This window comes from Rhizobium sp. BK538, assembly GCF_014197575.1.
In the GTDB taxonomy this organism is placed as follows: Bacteria; Pseudomonadota; Alphaproteobacteria; order Rhizobiales; family Rhizobiaceae; genus Rhizobium.
Genome location: NZ_JACIFT010000007.1, coordinates 93,527 through 114,387 on the forward strand (window position 1 = coordinate 93,527; position 20,861 = coordinate 114,387).

Annotated in this window: 19 protein-coding genes; 10 read left to right on the forward strand and 9 right to left on the reverse strand. The window is 60.7% G+C overall.

Going from position 1 to position 20,861, the window contains the following annotated elements:
- The first annotated feature begins 8 nt into the window (after window positions 1-8).
- The 4 genes from FHX09_RS10440 to FHX09_RS10455 all read left to right on the forward strand — a co-directional run bounded on the left by FHX09_RS10440 (window position 9) and on the right by FHX09_RS10455 (window position 4,831).
- Window positions 9-716: an ABC transporter ATP-binding protein gene (locus FHX09_RS10440; RefSeq protein WP_132588598.1), complete on the forward strand. Its 708-nt coding sequence runs from the start codon at window positions 9-11 to the stop codon at window positions 714-716.
- Entirely contained in the window at window positions 713-3,256 is a 2,544-nt protein-coding gene (locus tag FHX09_RS10445; protein ID WP_132588599.1) for an ABC transporter permease, read from the forward strand. The genes FHX09_RS10440 and FHX09_RS10445 overlap by 4 nt, the downstream gene beginning before the upstream one ends.
- 178 nt (window positions 3,257-3,434) lie before the next feature.
- The gene (locus FHX09_RS10450; protein ID WP_007794315.1) at window positions 3,435-4,163 is read left to right on the forward strand and encodes a Bax inhibitor-1/YccA family protein; all 729 of its coding nucleotides are present in this window, start codon (window positions 3,435-3,437) and stop codon (window positions 4,161-4,163) included.
- Between the two features lie 110 nt (window positions 4,164-4,273).
- Entirely contained in the window at window positions 4,274-4,831 is a 558-nt protein-coding gene (locus tag FHX09_RS10455; protein WP_007794318.1) for a GNAT family N-acetyltransferase, read from the forward strand.
- A 6-nt stretch (window positions 4,832-4,837) separates the two neighbouring features.
- On the opposite strand, the gene FHX09_RS10460 is transcribed toward FHX09_RS10455, so the two are convergent.
- The 3 genes from FHX09_RS10460 to acnA all read right to left on the reverse strand — a co-directional run bounded on the left by FHX09_RS10460 (window position 4,838) and on the right by acnA (window position 9,264).
- Window positions 4,838-5,239, reverse strand: coding sequence for a DUF2794 domain-containing protein (locus tag FHX09_RS10460; protein ID WP_132588600.1), 402 nt, complete (start codon window positions 5,237-5,239; stop codon window positions 4,838-4,840).
- A gap of 365 nt (window positions 5,240-5,604) precedes the next feature.
- The gene (locus FHX09_RS10465; protein WP_132588601.1) at window positions 5,605-6,342 is read right to left on the reverse strand and encodes a thioredoxin family protein; all 738 of its coding nucleotides are present in this window, start codon (window positions 6,340-6,342) and stop codon (window positions 5,605-5,607) included.
- Between the two features lie 231 nt (window positions 6,343-6,573).
- Window positions 6,574-9,264 carry an aconitate hydratase AcnA gene (gene acnA / locus FHX09_RS10470; protein WP_132588602.1) on the reverse strand — a complete coding sequence of 897 codons (2,691 nt, stop codon included), beginning with the start codon at window positions 9,262-9,264 and terminating at the stop codon, window positions 6,574-6,576.
- Between the two features lie 258 nt (window positions 9,265-9,522).
- On the opposite strand from acnA, the gene ccmA reads away from it, so the two are divergent.
- Genes ccmA through FHX09_RS10495 form a run of 5 tightly spaced genes read left to right on the forward strand, consistent with a single transcriptional unit; the run spans window position 9,523 to window position 12,407 of the window.
- The gene (gene ccmA / locus FHX09_RS10475; protein ID WP_184449971.1) at window positions 9,523-10,170 is read left to right on the forward strand and encodes a heme ABC exporter ATP-binding protein CcmA; all 648 of its coding nucleotides are present in this window, start codon (window positions 9,523-9,525) and stop codon (window positions 10,168-10,170) included.
- Window positions 10,167-10,826 (forward strand): heme exporter protein CcmB, encoded by a 660-nt coding sequence (gene ccmB / locus FHX09_RS10480; protein WP_007794331.1) that lies wholly within the window; start codon window positions 10,167-10,169, stop codon window positions 10,824-10,826. The genes ccmA and ccmB overlap by 4 nt, the downstream gene beginning before the upstream one ends.
- A 47-nt stretch (window positions 10,827-10,873) precedes the next feature.
- Window positions 10,874-11,635, forward strand: coding sequence for a heme ABC transporter permease (locus tag FHX09_RS10485; protein WP_007794334.1), 762 nt, complete (start codon window positions 10,874-10,876; stop codon window positions 11,633-11,635).
- Window positions 11,636-11,637: 2 nt separating this feature from the next.
- The gene (gene ccmD, locus FHX09_RS10490) at window positions 11,638-11,805 is read left to right on the forward strand and encodes a heme exporter protein CcmD (RefSeq protein WP_007794336.1); all 168 of its coding nucleotides are present in this window, start codon (window positions 11,638-11,640) and stop codon (window positions 11,803-11,805) included.
- Complete coding sequence (locus FHX09_RS10495) at window positions 11,802-12,407, forward strand: DsbE family thiol:disulfide interchange protein (RefSeq protein ID WP_184449900.1); 606 nt, start codon at window positions 11,802-11,804, stop codon at window positions 12,405-12,407. The genes ccmD and FHX09_RS10495 overlap by 4 nt, the downstream gene beginning before the upstream one ends.
- Here FHX09_RS10495 and FHX09_RS10500 read toward each other — a convergent pair whose 3' ends face one another.
- From FHX09_RS10500 to dapF, 5 genes are all read right to left on the reverse strand, one after another.
- On the reverse strand, window positions 12,408-12,995 hold the full coding sequence (locus FHX09_RS10500; RefSeq protein WP_132588604.1) for a DUF2585 domain-containing protein: 588 nt from the start codon (window positions 12,993-12,995) through the stop codon (window positions 12,408-12,410). It abuts the gene before it with no gap.
- Window positions 12,992-13,636, reverse strand: coding sequence for a septation protein A (locus FHX09_RS10505; RefSeq protein WP_007794344.1), 645 nt, complete (start codon window positions 13,634-13,636; stop codon window positions 12,992-12,994). Before FHX09_RS10505 ends, FHX09_RS10500 begins: the two co-directional genes overlap by 4 nt.
- Window positions 13,637-13,699: 63 nt before the next feature.
- Window positions 13,700-15,292, reverse strand: coding sequence for a signal recognition particle-docking protein FtsY (ftsY, locus tag FHX09_RS10510; protein ID WP_184449902.1), 1,593 nt, complete (start codon window positions 15,290-15,292; stop codon window positions 13,700-13,702).
- A gap of 15 nt (window positions 15,293-15,307) precedes the next feature.
- Window positions 15,308-16,582: a tRNA (N(6)-L-threonylcarbamoyladenosine(37)-C(2))-methylthiotransferase MtaB gene (gene mtaB / locus FHX09_RS10515; RefSeq protein ID WP_132588606.1), complete on the reverse strand. Its 1,275-nt coding sequence runs from the start codon at window positions 16,580-16,582 to the stop codon at window positions 15,308-15,310.
- Window positions 16,579-17,484 (reverse strand): diaminopimelate epimerase, encoded by a 906-nt coding sequence (gene dapF / locus FHX09_RS10520; RefSeq protein ID WP_132588705.1) that lies wholly within the window; start codon window positions 17,482-17,484, stop codon window positions 16,579-16,581. The genes mtaB and dapF overlap by 4 nt, the downstream gene beginning before the upstream one ends.
- 209 nt (window positions 17,485-17,693) lie before the next feature.
- Here dapF and FHX09_RS10525 point away from each other — a divergent pair, with 209 nt between their 5' ends.
- Complete coding sequence (locus tag FHX09_RS10525; RefSeq protein ID WP_132588607.1) at window positions 17,694-19,652, forward strand: elongation factor G; 1,959 nt, start codon at window positions 17,694-17,696, stop codon at window positions 19,650-19,652.
- Here FHX09_RS10525 and FHX09_RS10530 read toward each other — a convergent pair whose 3' ends face one another.
- On the reverse strand, window positions 19,653-20,657 hold the full coding sequence (locus tag FHX09_RS10530) for an MBL fold metallo-hydrolase (protein ID WP_007794362.1): 1,005 nt from the start codon (window positions 20,655-20,657) through the stop codon (window positions 19,653-19,655).
- Window positions 20,658-20,861 lie beyond the last annotated feature (204 nt).

The following is a 20,861-nucleotide window of genomic DNA, read 5'->3' on the forward strand; positions in this document are numbered from 1 at the left end:
GAATACTGTTGGCAAAAACCATCATCGAGTTGAAGCGCGCCGATTTGACGCTTGGCAGCGCCGCCGCCTCCGTCCATGTGCTGAAAGGCATCGATCTGACGATTGCCGCCGGGGAGTCGGTCGGCATCGTAGGGCCGTCGGGCTCCGGCAAATCGACATTGCTGATGGTGCTTGCAGGGCTTGAGAAACTCGATAGTGGCGAGATCAATGTCAGCGGCACACCATTGCATGCTCTGAGTGAAGACGAAGTGGCCGACTTCCGTGGGCGTAACATCGGCATCGTCTTCCAATCTTTCCACCTAATAGCCAACATGACGGCGTTGGAGAACGTCGCGGTGCCGCTGGAGCTTGCCAACCTTTCCAATCCCTTCGAAATCGCACGTCGCGAATTGAAATCCGTCGGTCTTGGCGATCGATTGAACCACTATCCTGGCCAGCTCTCCGGCGGCGAGCAGCAACGCGTGGCAATTGCACGCGCCCTCGCACCCTCGCCGGCATTGCTGATTGCCGACGAACCGACCGGCAACCTCGACACCGACACCGGCCGCCAGATTGCAGATCTTCTGTTTTCGAAGCAGACAGAGCGCGGGATGACGCTGCTGCTTGTCACCCATGACACCGCCCTTGCCAAACGCTGCTCCAGGCAGATTCGGGTTCGTTCGGGACAAATCGAGGGCGATAGCGCGCCTGTGCAGCCCGAGGCAGCGATTGCATGAGATTGCTGACCCCGCGTGTCTCCCTTGCCTTTCGTCTCGCGCTTCGCGAACTTCGCGGCGGGCTCGGCGGCTTCTATATCTTTCTCGCCTGTATCGCTCTCGGCACCGGCGCCATTGCGGCGGTCAATTCGGTTTCGCAGTCGATCACTGACACGATCGCCACGCAGGGTCAGGAGATTCTTGCCGGCGACGTGCGCTTCGAGCTTAACAACCGCGAGGCGACTGACGCCGAAATGGATTTCCTGCGCGGCTTCGGAAAGGTGTCGACGTCGACTGGCCTGCGCTCGATGGCACGCAAGCCCGACGGCTCGGATCAGGCTCTAGTCGAAGTCAAGGCGGTCGACGGCGCCTACCCACTCTACGGTACCTTCGAGGCCGAACCGAACTATCCGTTGCACGCGCTTCTGTCCGGGCAGAGCGGTACCTATGGCGCAGTGGCCGCGCCGCTTCTGCTCGAGCGACTTGGCCTCTCCATTGGCGACGAGATCCTCCTCGGCAATGTCATTCTGAACGTCACCGGCACGATCAAGACCGAACCTGACGCGGTTTCGGAAGGTTTCGGCTTCGCACCCCGGCTCCTCGTGAGCAGGGACGCGCTCAAGGCATCCGGCCTCATCCAGACCGGCAGCCTGGTCGAGCACGTTTACAAGATTCGCATGGACGACCCCGCCGAGAGATCCGCGATCCGGGATCGGGCTGCGAAGGCATTTCCGTCCGCCGGCTGGTCGATTCGCACCAGCGACCGGGCAGCCCCTTCGCTGACCGAGAACATTGAACGATTTTCGCAGTTCCTGACACTGGTCGGACTGACGGCCCTGATCGTCGGTGGTGTCGGCGTCGCAAACGCCGTGCGAGCTTTCCTCGATTCCAAGCGGACGACGATCGCAACCTTCAAGTGCCTTGGCGCGCCGGCGGCGACCGTAGTCCTGATCTACCTTTTCCAGATCGCCATCATTGCGCTCGGCGGCATGGTCATCGGGCTCATCATCGGAGCGCTGGCGCCAATCGCGGCGTCGCAATTTCTTGCGCAATTCTTGCCTGTTTCCACCGATCTGACTTTCTATCCCGAGCCCTTGGCCCTCGCGGTCGTTTTCGGCATTTTGACAACACTGGCCTTTGCCATCATGCCGCTCGGACATTCCCGCGAGGTTCCGGCAACTGCGCTCTTCCGCGAGCAGGGTTTCGAAGCGCGGGGCTTGCCATCCTGGCCCTATATTCTTCTAGCAGCGGTCTTTCTCCTCGCCCTCGCCGGTCTCGCGATCCTAACGGCTTATGATGGCTTCATCGCGGTCGTCTTTGTCGGGGCAATCGCCTTCGCCTTTGTGATCCTGCGGCTTGTCGCGGCCGGCATTGCTTGGCTCGCGCGTCGCAGTCCACGCGTCAATTCGCCAGCCTTGCGCCTCGCAATCGGTAACATCCATCGGCCCGGCGCACTGACGCCTTCCGTCGTCCTGTCGCTCGGTCTTGGCCTTGCACTGCTTGTCACCCTCACGCTGATCGACGGAAACATGCGTCAGCAATTAACCGGACGCATGGCCGCTGGCGCACCGAATTTCTTCTTCGTCGACATTCAGGGGTCGGAACTCGAGAAATTCCGTAGCGTCGTTAAAGCCGGTTCCCCGGATGGCAAACTGGTCGAAGTGCCTATGCTGCGCGGGCGCATCCTCGCCTTCAACGGCGAGGACGTGACGAAGCGGAAGGTTCCGCCGGGCGGCCAGTGGGTGCTGCGTGGCGACCGCGGCATTACCTATTCGGAAACACTGCCGGAAAATGCGTCGTTGACCGAAGGTTCCTGGTGGCCGAAGGATTACAGCGGCGAGCCGCTTGTCTCCTTTTCAGCCGAGGAGGCCGCAGAACTCGGCTTGAAGATCGGCGACACCGTCACCGTTAACGTGCTTGGGCGTAACATCACCGCCCAGATCGCCAATCTGCGCAAGGTCGAGTGGGAATCGCTTTCCATCAACTTCGTGATGGTGTTCTCGCCCAATACGTTCCGCGGCGCCCCGCACGCCTGGCTGGCGACGCTCACTGACCCGACGGCGACCTCTAGCCAGGAGGCCACGATCCTCAAATCCGTGACAAATACCTATCCGACAATCACCAGCGTGCGGGTCAAGGATGCGATCGACATCGTCAACACACTGGTGGGGCAGCTGGCGACGGCGATCCGCGCCGCCGCCTCCGTTGCACTTATCGCCTCGGTGCTTGTTCTTGCCGGCGCTCTGGCTGCTGGCAATCGCGCTCGCACCCATGATGCGGTCGTTCTTAAGACACTCGGCGCGACGCGGCGAATGCTGATCCGCGCCTTCTGCTACGAGTACCTTATCCTTGGCGCTGCGACCGCAGTCTTTGCCCTCTTCGCCGGCGGCATCGCGGCCTGGTTCATCACCGCCCGGATCATGCGCATCTCCTCGCACTTCCTGCCCGATGTCGCCGGCCTGACGCTCGTGACTGCTTTGGTACTGACAGTCGGTATCGGTCTCATCGGAACCTGGCGCATCCTGGGGCAGAAGGCGGCACCCGTTTTGCGCGAACTCTGATTGACCAAACAGAGAAATTTCCTTCACCTTACGGCGATTTAACCCGATCCCGGGTTGCAAGGGCCTTGTTTGCGAAAGCCGAAAGGCTCATATTGTGTGCAGGCATGCTGGGCTCCGCAGCGGCGCCCGGGTTTCGCGCCCGCCACCGTGTCCACACCGGAGCTTGTAAGAGGAAACTATGGCTGACCTTCGTAATTACCAAGGCCGCGTTCAGACCGGCGAGATGATCGACCAGGGCCTACGCAGCTATATGCTCAAGGTCTACAACCTGATGGCGCTGGGTCTGGCGATCACGGGTGTAGCCGCTTATCTGGGCTTCAATTTCGCCGTCCAGGACGGCCAACTGACGCAGTTTGGCGTATTGCTTTTCCAGTCGCCGCTCCGCTGGGTGGTCATCCTTGCACCGCTGGCTGCCGTGTTCTTCCTGAGCTTCAGGATTAACCGGATGAGCGTTGCCGCCGCGCAAACGACCTTTTGGGTCTACGCCGCGCTGGTGGGGCTCTCGCTCGCGTCCATCTTCCTGGTCTACACACAGTCGAGCATTACACAGACGTTCTTCGTGACCGCAGCCTCCTTTGGCGCGCTCTCGCTGTACGGCTACACGACCAAGCGTGATCTCTCCGCGATGGGCTCGTTCCTGATCATGGGCCTTTTCGGCCTGATCATCGCGTCGATCGTGAACATCTTCCTGGCATCGTCCGCCCTTCAGTTCGCGGTCTCTGTGATCGGCGTGCTGATCTTCGCAGGCCTGACCGCCTACGATACGCAGCGCATCAAGGAACTGTATTACGAAGCCGACGGCGCAGAAGTAGCCGGCCGCAAGGCGATCATGGGTGCGCTAACCCTGTATCTCGACTTCATCAACCTCTTCATGTTCCTGCTGCAGTTCATGGGCGACCGCAAGTAAGGAACGGGGATGTATCAAAAAAGGCGGCTTCGGCCGCCTTTTTTGTTGCCTGGTCATGCGGAGAATGATTTCTGGAAGAGTCCATTGTTCATACCCGCCCGGCCGACCGCATGCCCATCTTCCTCCGCGACGCTTCCTCATCCGACCTCCCCGCCATCACCGCCATCTATCGCGAATCCGTCCTGAATGGTGTCGCAAGCTACGAGATCGTCCCGCCGCAGCAGAGCGAGATGGCGGCACGATTTTCCGCAATCACCGGTCAGAGCTATCCCTACATCGCCGCGATCGGTGAGGATGGCAACTTGCTCGGTTACGCCTATGCCTCAGCCTTCCGCACACGCCCAGCCTACCGCTGGATCGTCGAGGATTCGATCTACCTGGGACCGGAAGCGCGCGGCAGGGGAATTGGAAGGCGGTTGCTCGCCGAACTGATCCGACGTTGCACAGATCTCGGCTTTCGCCAGATGGTGGCCGTGATCGGCGGCGCGCATCCGGCGTCGATCGCCTTGCATCAGGCACTGGGCTTTGAGGAAACCGGCCGCCTGAAAGGAACTGGCTACAAGCACGGCCGTTGGCTTGACACAATGATGATGCAGCGCGCTCTGGGCGAAGGCGCGGCCACCGACCCCGATCCCTCTGTCTATCCAGGCACGCTGTTCAAGGTGTGACAGGGTTCACTTCTCGACGAGCTTCAGAACCTTATTGAAGACCTTCAAAACCTGCTGCAGCTCGTGTCCGCGCTTCAAGATGACACCGTGCGTATTGATAACGCAGTAGGCCCCCTGCTTGGCGGCGAGCTTTGGATTCTTCTCGATACGAAAGAGCGGCATTTCGCCCGATCGCTTGAAAACCGAGAAGATGGCGCGGTCTTTCAGGTGATCAATCGCATAGTCACGCCAGTCACCCTCGCCAACCATGCGGCCATAAATCCACAAAATCGCATCGAGCTCGCGTCGGTGGAACGTGACCGGCGCTGGGTCCCTGCTCTGCTTATATTCCTTGAGATCTACGACGACTGAGGAACTGTTCTCGGCTAACCGGCTCTCGCCGTGCCGCAAATCCTGCTGATCTGTCATCAGTCTCCCTGTGCCTCCGCTTGTGACAGGTGAATGACAGTTTGCCTTAGCGTTTATAAATTGCAAGCAGGCGATCAGTCACATTAATCATAGTCTGTGCAATCTCCCGAGTGCCGCAATTCAGTCAAAACAGCGCCTCATTTGCAAGGGAAATTCCCTCACGACTGCGCCGCGGGGCCGTTCGGACCCGCGTTGCACACGAATTGCGCATGATCTTTTTGCCAGATTCGGTCTGCTGAAAAGGTTGCGTGCGAGTTTGGCGCCAGCGCGCCAAAGGGCCCGGCTGACCGTATCGACCTTAACCCCAGCCCCGAATACGATCAGCCGGGCCGCCCCGTTTCCATCCGCGCAAGCAGATGAAATGGTCAGATGTTCTTCCCGGCCATGACGACCGTCGCTCCGAGGATCGCGGATGGTTTGCCATCGGCGGTGGAGGATTGAAGTAAAATCGCGCAGCCCTCAAGATCTGGCTTCTGCATCACGCTTGCCGGCAGCGTCAAGCTCGTTTCCTTGCCCTCCCACATGCCGACGGTTTCCACGTCTGCAACACTGTTTAGGTAGGCGATCTTCTTGCCGCTGTTTTCGCCCTTCTCGACCTCAATGGTTTTCTCACGGTTGAAGTAGACCATGACGACATTGGCTTTGCCCTGTCCTGCGCCGATCTTAATCTCGAGTTGGTCGCCGCGCATCTGTGCCTTCACCGGCACTGACAGCCCCATACCTTCAGCTGCATAGCCATCGATCTTCTTATTGATCGCGCCGAGATCGGCACCTGCAACGTGGTCGCGGCCATTGATGATGACCTGCGGCGTATAGACGTTGGCACGGCCCATCGCCTGCGCATAACCATACTGCCGCTCGGTATTTTCCTTGGAACTCAGCGTGTCGGCCCATCCCATGTAGTTCCAGTAGTCAACGTGATAGGCAAGAGCGATAACGCCCCCGGCCTCGACGAGCTTACGGAAAGCTGCATCGGCTGGAGGACAAGAAGAACATCCCTGCGAGGTAAAAAGTTCAACCACACCTTTCGGCGCGTCCTGGGCAAAAAGTGGGCCGGCAAGCGCCACACCTGCAACCAGAGAAATCAGAAACCGCGGGGACATTCATGCACCTTTTCTTCCGCACCTACCGCCACGCTTCGCCGCAGGTCCGATGTCTGAGCGTAGAGATAGTGGTTCTCGGTCGAAACGGAAAGTCACGAACGGGTGAGGCAAAGCTTCGTGGAAGCCAAGCTGAAACACATCGTCGTGAGCAGACATCCAATACCTTGCGCTCAAACAAAAACCGCCGGAAATCTCTTTCCGGCGGTCATTGTCATGCAAGTCTGTTAACAATCAGGCAGCGAGATCTCGCAGAACCGTCTGCAGGATGCCGCCATTGTTGAGGTAGACCACTTCGTCGAGTGTATCGACGCGCGACAGCAGCGGAACTTCCTTCACGGTGCCATCGCCATAGACGATCTTGGCGATCTTCTTTTCGCGCGGCTTGATGTTTTCCAGGCCTTCGATGGTGACGAGTTCGTCGCCCTTGAGACCAAGGCTTGCCCAGGTCGTTCCCTCTTCGAAGACGAAGGGGATGACGCCCATACCGACCAGGTTCGAGCGGTGAATACGCTCGAAGGACTGGGCGATCACGGCCTTGACGCCGAGAAGGTTGGTGCCCTTTGCGGCCCAGTCGCGGGACGAGCCGTTGCCGTACTCGACACCGGCGAAGATGACGAGCGGAACGCCTTCGGCCTTGTACTGCATGGCCGCGTCGTAGATCGATTCCTCTTCCTTCGACGGATAGCGGATGGTGTAACCGCCTTCCTTGCCGTTCGGGCCGAGCATGTGGTTGCGGATGCGGATGTTGGCGAAGGTGCCGCGCATCATCACTTCATGGTTGCCGCGACGCGTGCCGTACTGATTGAAGTCCGCAACGGCGACGCCGTTGCCGAGAAGGTAGGAACCCGCAGGCGATGCTGCCTTGATCGAGCCGGCCGGGGAGATATGGTCTGTTGTGATCTTGTCACCGAAGAGGCCGAGAACACGGGCATTCTTGATATCCGAAGTGCCGGTGCCCTTCTTGCCCATGCCGACGAAGTAAGGCGGGTTTTGAACGTAAGTCGAGTTGTCGTCCCAGGCATAGGTCTGGCCCGGAGGAACCTGCACCGCCTGCCAGTTCTCGTCGCCCTTGAAGACGTCAGCGTACTTCGTCTCATAGAGTTCGCGGGTAACGTACTTCTGGATGAAGTCCTGAACTTCGTGCGACGTCGGCCAGATGTCCTTGAGGAACACCGGGTTGCCGTCCTGGTCTTCACCGATCGGCTCCGTGGTCAGGTCCTTCTGGACCGTACCGGCAAGCGCGTAGGCGACGACCAGCGGCGGAGACGCCAGGTAGTTCGCCTGAACGTCGGGAGAGATGCGGCCTTCGAAGTTGCGGTTGCCCGACAGAACGCCCGAAACGATGAGCCCCTTGTCGTTGATCGTCTTCGAGATCGGCGCCGGCAGCGGGCCGGAATTGCCGATGCAGGTCGTGCAGCCGAAGCCGACGAGGTTGAAGCCAAGCTTGTCGAGGTCAGCCTGCAGGCCGGACTTGGCCAGGTATTCGCCGACGACCTGCGATCCCGGTGCAAGCGAGGTCTTGACCCACGGCTTGGACTTCAGGCCCTTGGCAACGGCGTTGCGGGCGAGAAGGCCGGCGGCGATTAGAACCGACGGGTTGGAGGTGTTGGTGCAGGACGTGATAGCCGCAATGGCAACGTCGCCATGGCCGAGGTCGAAATCGGTGCCTTCCACCGCGTAGCGGTTGGAGAGCTGGCCGGGCTTTTTGTAGTCGGTGTCCATTGAGCCAGCGAAGCCGGAGGCGATGCTTTCGAGAGGGATGCGGCCTTCCGGACGCTTCGGGCCGGCCATGGCAGGCACGACGTCGCCGAGGTCGAGTTCCAGCGTATCGGTGAAGACGAGGTCCGAACCGTCGCCTTCGCGCCACATGCCCTGCGCCTTCGAATAGGCTTCGACCAGGGCGATACGGTCCTTGGCGCGGCCCGACATGTTGAGGTAGTTGATGGTTTCGCCATCGACCGGGAAGAAGCCGCAGGTCGCGCCGTACTCCGGACCCATGTTGCCGATCGTCGCGCGGTCGGCGAGCGGCATGTTGTCCATGCCCGGGCCGAAGAATTCGACGAACTTGGAAACGACGCCCTTCTTGCGCAGCATCTGCACGACCATCAGCACGAGGTCGGTCGCCGTGACGCCTTCCTTGAGCTTGCCGGTGAGCTTGAAGCCGATGACTTCAGGCAGGAGCATCGAGACCGGCTGGCCGAGCATTGCGGCTTCGGCTTCGATACCGCCGACGCCCCAGCCGAGAACGCCGAGACCATTGATCATCGTCGTATGAGAGTCGGTGCCAACGCAGGTATCCGGATAAGCGATCGTCTCGCCGTCCTCTTCCTTGGTCCAGACGGTCTGGCCGAGATATTCGAGGTTGACCTGGTGACAGATCCCGGTGCCTGGAGGAACGACGCGGAAGTTCTTGAACGCCTGCTGACCCCACTTCAAGAAGCGGTAGCGTTCGCCGTTGCGCTGGTACTCCAGCTCGACGTTCTTGGCGAAAGCCTGCGGCGTGCCGAATTCGTCGACGATGACGGAGTGGTCGATAACGAGGTCGACGGGAACCAGCGGGTTGATCTTCTCGGGATCGCCGCCGAGCGAAACCATCGCGTCACGCATCGCGGCAAGGTCGACGACGGCGGGAACGCCGGTGAAGTCCTGCATCAGCACGCGCGCCGGGCGATAGGCGATTTCGTTTTCGACAGCACCCTTGTTATTGAGCCATTCCGCAACGGCCAGAATGTGTTCCTTGGTCACTGACTGGCCGTCTTCGAAGCGCAGCAGGTTCTCGAGCAGAACCTTCATCGAGTAAGGGAGCTTCGAAACACCCGGCAGGCCATTCGCCTCAGCCTTGGGCAGGCTGAAATAGACGTAGTCCTTACCGTTCACGGTGAGCGTGGAACGACAATTGAAGCTGTCAAGAGATTTAGACACGAGAGACCCCGTTTCTGATAGCGAACACAATCGTGCGGACGCCTATGCACGTAATGCACATCAGGATGCGGGTACGGCCATTTCCGCTGTCCGCACGTGGAGCGAAGCCCATGTTCGGCGCAAGGATGAAATTCACGCCGACCGCTGGCGTGGTTGCGGGTCTTATAGATAATTTCTAAGAAAGGTGCCAGAGAGTGCGTGACCCATTTCGGATTTTTTTGCATTGCGATGACTGAAAAATTAAACCACGGAAAAGTCATGCACCTCGAGGCGGCCAATCTGGCCGCGCGCCGGGGAGAAGACCTGATTTTCGAGGGCGTGTCCTTTCGCCTGGAATCAGGTGAAGCGCTAGTTTTGACAGGTAAAAATGGATCAGGAAAGTCAACTTTGCTGCGTGTCGTCGCCGGTCTGCTGCGTCAGGAAAGAGGCTCGGTGAGCTTAACTGATTCGCATGGCAACACTCTCCGGCGTGTCGGCGAAATCAGCCACTATCTCGGCCACCGCAATGCGATGAAAAGCGAGTTGACAGTCGCCGAAAACCTCGACTTCTGGCGCCGCTTTCTTGGAGATACGCACGGCGCTTCGGCCGTTTCCATAGACGAGGCTGCCGAGGCCGTCGGGCTCGCAGGGATCACGCACCTCCCTTTCGGCTACCTTTCGGCTGGCCAGCAACGCCGCTTTGCCTTCGCCAAGCTGCTTATCGCCCACCGGCCGGTCTGGATCCTCGATGAACCGACCTCTGCACTGGACACAAGCGGCGACCGCCTCTTTACAGAGCTTATCGAAGCGCATCGGCGCAAAGGCGGAATCGTGCTCGCAGCGACCCACCAGCCGTTAGGACTGGAAGGCGCGCGGGAATTGCGGATGGCGGGATTTGCCCACGCCGGACCGGGGGTGTGGGCATGACAGCCCTTCTCCTGCGCGACCTCAAACTCTCCATTCGGGCCGGCGGCGGTGCGCTGATCGGCGTTCTCTTTTTCCTGACCGTCGTCGCAGTCATACCCTTCGGTGTTGGGCCCGATCTAGCGCTGCTGTCCCGCATCGGCCCGGCAATTGTGTGGATCGGTGCACTGCTTGCCGCGCTTCTCGGCCTTGACCGCCTGTTTCAGGCCGAACGCGACGATGGCTCGCTCGATCTCATGTTGATGCAGGAGACGCCGCTCGTCCTGACGGTGCTGGTCAAGTGCCTGGCACACTGGATCGCCACCAGCCTGCCGCTGGTCATCGCCTCGCCGCTGCTCGGCCTGTTCATGAATATGAGCGAGACGGCAATCGGCGCGACGATGCTGACGCTGCTCGTTGGTTCGCCCGCGATTACCTTCATCGGCGCGGTTGGTGCAGCCGTTGCCGTCGCCCTGCCGCGCGGTGGTCTGCTGGTCTCGATCCTGGTGCTGCCACTGACCATCCCCGTGCTGATCTTCGGCGTCAGCGCCACTTATGCGGCGGTCGAGGGGCCATCGCCCTTTCTGCCGCCTTTCCTCATCCTGATCGCGCTCACGCTGTTCTTCGCCGTCATCGGTCCGGCGGCGGCGGCATTGGCGCTGCGTAACACGTCGGATTGATGGAGCGCTCGATTGCGGCATCAGGCATATCGCGGTAAGGAAACGGCATGAACGAAACGAGCCTTGCCATCACGAAATTCAGCGACCTCGCCAACCCGACGCGGTTTCTGGCGCTGGCTGCACGCATCCTTCCCTGGATGGCTGGTTTCACGGCCCTCTGTTTTATCGTGGGGCTGTATCTCAGCTTCACGACCGAAGGCGACTACCAGCAGGGCGAAACGGTTCGCATCATGTATATCCACGTGCCGGCCGCCTGGCTGGCGATGATGGGCTATACGATCATGAGCATTTCGGCGATCGGCACACTGGTCTGGCGCCATCCGCTGGCGGATGTATCGGCAAAGGCCGCAGCCCCGCTCGGCGCCGCCTTCACGCTGATTGCCCTTGTGACCGGTTCCCTCTGGGGCAAGCCGATGTGGGGCGCCTGGTGGGTCTGGGATGCGCGGCTCACGTCCGTCTTCATTCTGTTCCTGATGTATCTCGGGCTCATCGCCCTCAATCGCGCGATCGACGACCCATCGAAGGCGGCCCGCGTCAGCGCCATCCTGATCCTCGTTGGCTTCGTCAACATCCCGATCATCAAGTTCTCGGTCGATTGGTGGAACACCCTGCATCAATCCGCGAGCGTTCTGCGCCTCGACGGTCCAGCCATCGATCCGGAGTTTCTGCGGCCACTGCTGGTGATGGCCGTTGCATTCACCGCGCTCTTCTTCACGCTGCACATCATGGCTATGCGCAACGAAATCTGGCGCCGCCGCGTCACCGCCCAGCGTCGTATGGCGGCACGCTTGGCGAGCCGCGAGGGATAGCCATGACACACGCTTTCTATGTCTACGGCGCCTACGGCTTTGCCGCCCTTGTCACGGCAGCGGCCACCCTTTGGACTTGGGCTGACGGGCGCGCGCGCCGTCAGGAACTGGCAGCCCTCGAAGCCTCCGGTATCCGTCGCCGCTCGGCGCGAGCAAAGGACGGCGAATGAGCACCGCACCAGAAACGAGCCGCGCCAAGCGCGGATTTGGGCGCTACGCGGTCGCCTTGATCCCGTTGATCGTCTTTGCCGGCATCGCAGCCACCGCAGCAAAGATGCTCTACGATCAGGACGTCCACGGCAAGGATATCTCGGAAATCCCGTCGGCCCTGATCGGCACGAAGGCGCCGGTGCTGAACCTTGCGCCACTCGAGGGCGCCAACCTTCCGCCACTGACCGACAGTGCCATCAAGGGCAAACTGACGCTCGTCAACGTTTTCGCCTCGTGGTGCATTCCCTGTCGCGAAGAGCATCCGATCTTGAAGGAGCTGGCAAAGGACGGCCGCCTCAACGTGGTTGCCATCAACTACAAGGACAAAAACGACAACGCACTTCGCTTTCTCGGCGAACTTGGCAATCCCTTTGCCGCGATCGGTGTTGATCCCAAGGGGCAGGCAGCTATCGATTGGGGTGTCTACGGCATCCCGGAGAGCTATCTCGTCGCTCCCGACGGCACGATCCTCTACAAGCGGGTCGGCCCGTTCGACGAAGTCAGCCTGAAGGAACGGCTTTTCCCGGCCATGGAGAAGGCGCTGGCCAAGCCGGCGTCCTGACTAGATCCCGCCTTGCCAGGTCTTGATCGCCTCAATGGGCCAAATCAGCATCAGTACGTTGAGTGTCAGGTTGTCACGAATGACATAACCGGTGAACAACTCGAAGAAAATCGCGATCGCGATCGTCAGTACAACGGGCGCCCGCGAGGCGAAGAAGAACCCGACGACCATGAAGACTGTGTCCATCGACGAGTTCAAGATGCTGTCGCCATAGTAGTCGAGCGAGATCGTCGCCGTTCGATAGCGGTCGATGATCAAAGGCGAATTTTCCAGCAGTTCCCAGCCGGATTCGATCATCAGCGCCAAAAGCAGCCGCATGGCGATCGGCCTTCCGCGCAGAACAAGGTGCGCGATGCCGTAGAAAATGAAGCCGTGAATGATGTGCGACGGCGTGTACCAATCGGAAATATGCTGGGAGTTACCGCTGGAGTTGACGGTGCCTTCCCATAGTTTGACATATCCGCAGGTGCAGATGGGGGTGCGGCCCATCATGTATTCGGCGATGATCTGGATCAGCAGAACCGCAATGCACGCAGCCAACCAGAATGTTTGATGCTTCGCTCTGTCTGCCGTATCCAGTGTCGTCAACTCTCGGTCTCTCCCGCCGGTGTGACCGTATGCTTCATAATCAACGGCATCTGCGCAAGCGTGAAGATGATGGTTATGGGCATTGTCCCCCAGACCTTGAAGGCAACCCAGAAATCATCAGAGAAATTGCGCCAGATGACTTCATTCAGCACTGCGAGGAAAAGGAAAAAGACGCCCCAGCGGATGGTCAGCTTCCGCCAACCCTCGGCATCAAGCTGGAAGGCCGCGTTGAAGACGTAGCCGAGCAACGATTTGCCGAAAGCTAGGCCGCCAAGCAGCGCAACGCCGAACAGTGCGTTGACGATGGTCGGCTTCATCTTGATGAAGGTTTCGTTCTGCAGATAGATCGACAGCGATCCGAAGATGACGACCACGATCCCCGAGACGAACGGCATGATCGGCAGATGCCCGAGCACGACCTTCGAGACGATCAGCGAGATCACCGTTGCCGCCATGAAGAGGGCCGTTGCCACGAATAGTGGTCCGCCGAGCTCCGACAGAGCCGGAAACCGCTCGACCAGCCACGCGCCGCGCAGGTTGGCGAAAAAGAAGATCAGCAGCGGGCCAAGCTCCAGCGCCAGCTTCAGCATCGGGTGATGCCGGTCGGCCGCGCTTGGGGTGATATCGCTCTCTGTCGTCATGCTATCTCAAATCCGTTTGTGAACACGAGACGCTTGCCCGCGCTTGTCGGCATATCTGTGGCATTATTGACCGAGCCCGGCAATGGCATGGGCAAAATCCTCCGCCTCGAAAGGCTCTAGATCTTCGACACCTTCGCCGACACCGATGAAATAGACCGGCAGCTTGTGCTTGGCGGAGATCGCCACGAGAATGCCGCCCCGCGCCGTGCCGTCGAGCTTTGTCATGATCAGCCCGTTGACCCCGGCCACGTTGCGGAAGATCTCCACCTGCGACAGGGCGTTCTGCCCCGTCGTCGCGTCAAGCGTCTGCAGCACCGTATGCGGCGCATCCGGATCGAGCTTGCCGAGAACACGAACGATCTTCTCGAGTTCGGCCATCAGCTCCGCCTTGTTCTGCAGGCGGCCGGCTGTATCGATGATCAGCACATCGCACTTCTTCGCCTTGGCCTGCTCGAAGGCGTCATAGGCAAGACCCGCCGCATCGGCGCCGAGCTTGGTACCGATGAACTCCGACTTGGTGCGGTCGGCCCAGATCTTCAACTGCTCGATGGCAGCGGCACGGAAGGTGTCGCCGGCAGCCACCATGACCTTTAGCCCGGCGCCAGAAAGCTTGGCCGCCAGCTTGCCGATCGTCGTGGTCTTGCCAGTACCGTTGACGCCGACGACCAGGATGACATGCGGCTTGTGGCTGAGATCGAGCTGCAACGGCTTCGCGACAGGCTTCAGCACCTTGGCGATCTCGCTCGCCATGATGCGACTGACATCCTCGCCGGTGACGTCCTTGCCGTAGCGCTCGGAGGCCAGCGTATCAGTGACGCGCATCGCCGTCTCGACGCCAAGATCGGCTTGGATCAGCAGATCCTCGAGATCCTGCAGCGTATCATCATCGAGCTTGCGCTTGGTGAAGAGGGCCGCGATTTGGCCGGTGAGCTGCGACGAAGTGCGGGCAAGGCCGGCGCGCAGGCGCTGGAACCAGGAAAGTTTTGGCGCTGACACCAGAGGCGCGGCCTCGAAAGCGGCGGGACCGGTGGCAAATCCCTTTGGAAGAACGGGAGCGGCGGAGGCATCACCGGAAGCGTCATCCTCCGCCGGCGCAGATGTCTCTTGTTCGGCGGGAGAGGCCCGATCGGCGACGGGCTGCTGTTCCGCGTCGGCTTCCTCCGCAAACTCTGCAGCCGAGGACGTCTCTTCGGTTTCGCTGGCCGACGCTACTTCCGCAACATGTTCCTCTTCTGCCTGCTCGCCGATCTCCGAATGCAGGGGCGAAGTTGCAGCAAGCGGCTCTTCCGCAGCGCTTTCGGCAGGAGCATTGATCTCCGCTTCGGCTTCAAGCAGCGAGAGCGGCACAAGGCCCATGTCGTCCACCTGCACCTCCGACGGTAGGACCTCGGAAACGTCGTCCTCATCAGGCGCAAGCGCTTCCGCCTGCTCTGCAAGCTCCTCCATGGTGGCGTCTTGGCCTACGTCATCGGCAGGCCCGCCGGCCGTCTCCATCTCTTCTCCCAGGACCGGGTCGGCGGCAACGGGAAGGCTTTCCTCGCGCGAATGCGGCTCCGGCTCGGATGCGAGCACCTTCGTCTCGACCGCCTCCGGCGCGTGTTCTTCCTCCGGCTTTGGGCCGAAGGTGAAGACCTTTTTGATGAAACTGAACGCCATGACGATTCCGTAAGCTCAGGCCGCGTCGGCGGCCGTCAATTGCATGTCGAGGTGTTTGCCGTTGTGCCCGGTGATGACAGCCTGCACGAAGCTTCGGGGCGCAAGCCCTACTGCTGCGACAAGAGTGAAGTTCTCGGTATGCGCCAAACCGTTGTTTTCCACCAGCAGCCATTGCTGTGTTCCGACCATCCCGTCGAGATGGGACTGATGCAGGCGATGTCCAGTGGCGCGAAGTCGCGCCGCCCGTTCCTTGACCAGCGCGCGATCGAGCTGCGGCATTCGCGCGGCGGGTGTTCCCGGTCGTGGGCTGTAAGGGAACACGTGGAGATGGGCGATATTGGCCTCTTCCGCCAGCCGCATGGCATTGGCGAACATGCCTTCGCTCTCGGTCGGAAAGCCGGCGATCAGATCAGCACCGAAGCTCATGTCCGGTCGTAGGCGGCGCACGTCGTTAACGAAAGCCAGGGCATCCGCGCTCGAATGGCGGCGCTTCATTCGCTTCAGGATCATGTCGTCACCATGCTGTAGCGATAGATGCAGATGCGGCATGAACCGCGCCTCGTCGGCAATCAGATCGAGCAGATGCCTGTCGGCCTCGATGCTGTCGATCGATGAAAGCCGCAGACGGCGAATATCAGGCACCTGTTTCAGAAGCGTCTTGGCAAGCAATCCGAGCGTCGGCTCGCCGGGCAGGTCGGCGCCATAGCTGGTTGCATCGACACCCGTCAGCACAATTTCCCGGTACCCGCTTTCGACCAGCTTGCGGGCCTGATCGACGACTGCCCCCATCGGCACGGAGCGCGAATTGCCGCGGCCATAGGGAATGATGCAGAAGGTGCAGCGGTGGTCGCAACCATTCTGAACCTGGATGAAAGCCCGCACATGACCATCGATGTGCTTAACCATCTGCGGCGCCGTCTGCCGCACGCTCATGATGTCGTTGACGCGCAGCTTCTCTTCGGCCGAAACGCCAAAATCCGGCAGGGCGCGATAGGACGCGCTCTTCAGCTTTTCCTCGTTGCCGAGGACGGCATCGACCTCGGCCATGTCGGCGAAAGTCTCTTTTTCCGTCTGGGCCGCACAGCCGGTCACAATGATACGGGCATGAGGATTGTCGCGCCGTACACGCCGGATCGCCTGGCGAGCCTGACGCACAGCCTCGCCGGTAACCGCACAGGTATTTACGAGGATGGCATTGTTGAGCCCGGCCTTTTCGGCCTCCGCTCGCATCACTTCGGATTCGTAGGTGTTGAGACGACAGCCGAAGGTGATGACCTCAACGCCGCTCACCGCGCTTCCGCTCCCTGCGCCGCATCCCGCGACCACGCACCGGTCGACGGATCGAGCGTGCCGGACCACTCCCATTCCGCAGGGCCCGTCATGATGACGTGACCATCACGCTCGCGCCATTCGATCGTGAGCACACCCTGGTTGGGGCTGCTTGCGACCTTCACAGCGACTTCGCGCCCCGTGCGGCCGGTGCGGGCGGCAGAAACGGCCGTGGCACAGGCGGCAGAACCGCAAGCAAGCGTCAGTCCCGCGCCCCGCTCCCAGGTGCGCGTTGTGATCGAACTTGGAGAGGTCACCTGTGCCAGCGTGACGTTAGCGCGCTCAGGGAACATCGGATGGTTTTCGAGCAGCGGGCCGAAGCGGCCGAGATCGAACGACATCACATCCCGATCCACCCAGAAGATCGCGTGCGGATTGCCCATGGAAGCGACGGATGGCGAATGCAGCACGGGATTGTCGATCGGCCCGATCTGCAGCTCGATACGGCTGGTATCGTGGAATTCCTCGGCAAGCGGGATCTTGTCCCAGTCGAAGACCGGCCTACCCATATCGACGGAGATCGTCCCATCCGCGTGCTCGACGGCATTGAGGATGCCTGCCACCGTCTGGAAAGTGAAAACCTTCTTGCCGGTTTCCGAAGCGAGCGCCTGCACGACACAACGCGTACCGTTGCCGCAAGCCTGTGCCTTCGAACCGTCGGAGTTCAGAATATCGATCCAGGCATCCGTGCCCGCTGCCTTCGGATCATGGATCGCCATGATCTGGTCGAACTGCGTGTCCGGCTCGGCATTCAGCGCGATTGCAGCTGCAGGCGTCACCCTGTCGGCACGGCCGCGCATGTCAACGACCAGGATCTTGTTGCCAAGCCCGTTCATCTTTGCGAATTCGACCGTTGCGCTCATAGGTGTCATGTCCGTCTCTGTTTGGGCTGTATATGGCGGAAATGCGGGGGAATTACCAGTGGCTTGACGGACCCGAGCACCGCGACACATTCATGGGAGAACCATACCGAAGCCTCATATTTAAGAATGATCGCAACTATCTGGCACTTTTCTTCGCTTAGAGGCATTCTTTGGTTTCGGATGCGTGCTTTTGGCAGGGAGGATCGCCGATGCGCTGCTTCACGGTACTTGGGCCCTCGCAGACGGGAAAAACGACGCTCGTCGCAAAGCTGGCCTCGCTCGAGGGAACGCCCAGAAAGTCAGCCTCTCCATATGGATCAAGCCTGACGGAATTCGATTTCAAGGACGAAGCTTGGTGTGCGATCGACACCCCCGGGGCAAACGAGGCCCTGGCCTTGGCGCAGGACGCCCTCCTCGTCAGCGACGCCTGTATTCTCTGCATATCGCCGACACCTGATGAAGCCGTTCTGGCAGCACCCTATCTCCGCGCAATCGAGGCCTCGGGAACGCCCTGCGTGGCCTTCATCAATCGGATGGACGAGCCGCGCGGCCGATTGCGCGATGTCATCGCCGCACTTCAGACCTACTCCAACCATCCGCTCGTCCTACGGCAAGTCCCGATCCGCGAAGGCGACACGATTGTCGGCAGCTGCGATCTGATTTCCGAACGGGCCTGGCGCTACCGGGAAGGGCAGCCTTCCGCGCTGATCGAACTGCCGCACGATGCGGTCGAGCGCGAGCACGAGGCGCGCGTAGAGATGCTCGAGCAGCTTTCGGAGTTCGACGACTGGCTGCTCGAGGAGCTCATCGAAGACCGTGAGCCGGCAAGTGATACGCTGTTTGCCATCTCCTCGCGGATACTCAAGGAGAACCGGGTCATCCCCGTGCTGTTCGGTGCCGCCTCGCACAGCAACGGCATCATGCGCCTGATGAAGGCTCTTCGCCACGAGGCGCCACCGGCAGCAGCGCTACGGACCAGGCTCGCTGGAAGCTCCGGCGCGCAAGAGGCGGAACTTTCTGCCGTTAGTTTCCACGCCTATCACAAGGCCAATGTCGGCAAGACAGTCCTCATACGCGCGTTTGCCGATGGCTTGAAGCAAGGCGCTTCCCTCGGCGGCGCTACTTTGGGTCCCTTGCAGGAAGCCGGCAGCGGAAAGCCGATCAGCGGCACCGTGCAAGCAGGCGGCATCTTTGCCGCTCTCAAGTCGGACCATCTGCCCGCGCCCGCCCTGCTGACGCTGTCCACCAGCGTCGAACCGCCCGACTGGACGACACCTCCGACACCCATGCTCGAAAGAATCCTCGTTCCCGGCAGCGAACGTGACGAAACCAAGCTCTCGGCAACGCTGGCGAAATTGGCGGAAACCGATCGCGGCCTGAAGGTGATGCAGGAGGAAGGCACCGGCGCGGCACTGATCTGCGCACAGGGACCAGTCCACCTACGCGACCTACGCAAGACGCTCTCTGAGGTCTTCCGCGTCGAAGTGTCGGACCGCGCGCCGAACCCGATCTACCGGGAGACCATCTCGAAGCCCTCGGACGTGCGTTACCGGCACCGTAAGCAGACAGGCGGCGCCGGCCAATTCGCCGATGTGCAGCTCAGCGTCCGGCCGAACGAACGCGGCCAAGGCTTCACCTTCGGCGAAAGTGTGAAAGGCGGCACTGTGCCGCGAAACTATATACCGGCCGTCGAGGCCGGTGCACGCGAGGCAATGGAGAAGGGGCCGCTTGGCTTCCAGGTCATCGATGTCGATGTGACATTGACCGACGGCCAGTATCACTCGGTCGACAGCTCCGATTTCGCCTTCCGTGCAGCGGGGAAGATGGGCGTCAAGCAGGCGCTGTCGCAGGCATCCGCCGTTCTCATGCAGCCTGTCATCAGGGTCGATATCCATATCCCCTCGGTCTACTCCGGGGGTATGGTGACGCTCGTCTCCTCTCTCAAAGGACAGGTGCTTGGCTTCGACCGAGACGAGAACGCGAAGGGCTGGGACATATTCCGAGCGCTAGTGCCGGGCGGTGTGTTGGAAGAGTTGGCACGATCGCTGAAATCCGCGACCCAGGGCATCGGCCACTTCTCCAAGACCTTCGATCACTTCGAGGAGCTTTACGGCAAGGAGGCCGACACCATCATCAACACGCACGGCTCAGGGGCTCAACCGCACTGATCATGCCCGCGGCACGTCGAAGACTTCGCCTGCCCTGAGCGGTCGGAACCGTTCCGGCGAAATGCCGCGCTCGGTCATGGCCGCTTCCAGCGCCTTGAGCGGCGCATCGATCGCCTCGTCAGTCAGCTGGAACGTCGCAAAGTGATGCCCGGCCACATAGGCCGCATTGGCCAACTGCATGCCCATCACCGCTTCCGCAGGATTCTGATGCTGGCCCTTCATGAACCAGCGCGGCTCGTATGCCCCGAAAGGCAGGATGGCGAGGCGAAAGGCGCCATGCATTTGCCGCGCCGCCTCATAGTTGACACCGCCGTGAAAGCCCGTGTCCCCGACATGGTAGATCTTCCCGGCCGGTGTCGACAGGACGAAGGCCGCCCACAGCGCCATGCGACGGTCGCCAGTGCCGCGTGCGGACCAATGATGCACCGGCTCGGCATCGATCGCGATACCCGCAAGGGATATGCGCTCGCCCCAATCCATCGCCGTCACCTGTATGTCGGGCACGGCGCGGCGGATGATTGTATCGTTGCCAAGTGGCGTCACGACATGCGGCCGATGCTTTGCCTGCAAGCGCTTGAGCGTCGCGACATCAAGATGGTCGTAGTGATTGTGGGAAACAAACACGAGATCGATCGGGGGTAGATCGTCGAATGCGATGCCCGGTGCAACGGCGCGCTTCGGGCCGGCAAAGGTGAAGGGGCTGGCGCGCTCGGACCAAACCGGGTCCGTGAGGATGTTAAGTCCCGCGACCTGCACCAACAGTGTCGCATGACCGACCATGGTTACCCGCAGATCGCCACCATTCACGCGCAGATCGGGTTTTGCTGGTGCGAACGGGCTCGGAACCGACTTCGGCCAGCGATCGCGGCCGCCGCCGAACTGCCACCGCATCAGGTCTCGAAAGCCGAGAGGCTCGATACCATCCGGATTGAAGAAGTGCGTGCCGTCGAAGTGATCGGAGACAGGCCCCTGATAGTAGGGATTGCGTCGTTTGGCCGTGGGCATGCAAGAGCGATTCCGTTGAAGAGAAAGCAGATCTGGGATTGGGCGCGCGGTTTTGAAAGGTCGAAACGCCGTCTTTTCTCGACTTTGCCTTGACTCCCGGCGCTTTTTCCTGTTTACCGCCGCGCAATCTGCGACGAGCTTCAAGACTCGAGCCACCGACCGGGACCCGCAAAGGTATAAACTGATCCCGGAGGTCCACACCCG

What these genes read in the sequence shown, in the direction of transcription:
- FHX09_RS10530 (WP_007794362.1), bottom strand. Translation starts at nt 20,657, where the DNA reads ATGCCCACGGCCAAACGACGCAATCCCTACTATCAGGGGCCTGTCTCC.
- FHX09_RS10450 (WP_007794315.1), top strand. Translation starts at nt 3,435, where the DNA reads ATGGCTGACCTTCGTAATTACCAAGGCCGCGTTCAGACCGGCGAGATG.
- FHX09_RS10505 (WP_007794344.1), bottom strand. Translation starts at nt 13,636, where the DNA reads ATGACGACAGAGAGCGATATCACCCCAAGCGCGGCCGACCGGCATCAC.
- FHX09_RS10455 (WP_007794318.1), top strand. Translation starts at nt 4,274, where the DNA reads ATGCCCATCTTCCTCCGCGACGCTTCCTCATCCGACCTCCCCGCCATC.
- ccmD (WP_007794336.1), top strand. Translation starts at nt 11,638, where the DNA reads ATGACACACGCTTTCTATGTCTACGGCGCCTACGGCTTTGCCGCCCTT.
- FHX09_RS10460 (WP_132588600.1), bottom strand. Translation starts at nt 5,239, where the DNA reads ATGACAGATCAGCAGGATTTGCGGCACGGCGAGAGCCGGTTAGCCGAG.
- FHX09_RS10525 (WP_132588607.1), top strand. Translation starts at nt 17,694, where the DNA reads ATGCGCTGCTTCACGGTACTTGGGCCCTCGCAGACGGGAAAAACGACG.
- FHX09_RS10485 (WP_007794334.1), top strand. Translation starts at nt 10,874, where the DNA reads ATGAACGAAACGAGCCTTGCCATCACGAAATTCAGCGACCTCGCCAAC.
- ftsY (WP_184449902.1), bottom strand. Translation starts at nt 15,292, where the DNA reads ATGGCGTTCAGTTTCATCAAAAAGGTCTTCACCTTCGGCCCAAAGCCG.
- FHX09_RS10495 (WP_184449900.1), top strand. Translation starts at nt 11,802, where the DNA reads ATGAGCACCGCACCAGAAACGAGCCGCGCCAAGCGCGGATTTGGGCGC.
- ccmA (WP_184449971.1), top strand. Translation starts at nt 9,523, where the DNA reads ATGCACCTCGAGGCGGCCAATCTGGCCGCGCGCCGGGGAGAAGACCTG.
- ccmB (WP_007794331.1), top strand. Translation starts at nt 10,167, where the DNA reads ATGACAGCCCTTCTCCTGCGCGACCTCAAACTCTCCATTCGGGCCGGC.
- FHX09_RS10445 (WP_132588599.1), top strand. Translation starts at nt 713, where the DNA reads ATGAGATTGCTGACCCCGCGTGTCTCCCTTGCCTTTCGTCTCGCGCTT.
- FHX09_RS10465 (WP_132588601.1), bottom strand. Translation starts at nt 6,342, where the DNA reads ATGTCCCCGCGGTTTCTGATTTCTCTGGTTGCAGGTGTGGCGCTTGCC.
- dapF (WP_132588705.1), bottom strand. Translation starts at nt 17,484, where the DNA reads ATGAGCGCAACGGTCGAATTCGCAAAGATGAACGGGCTTGGCAACAAG.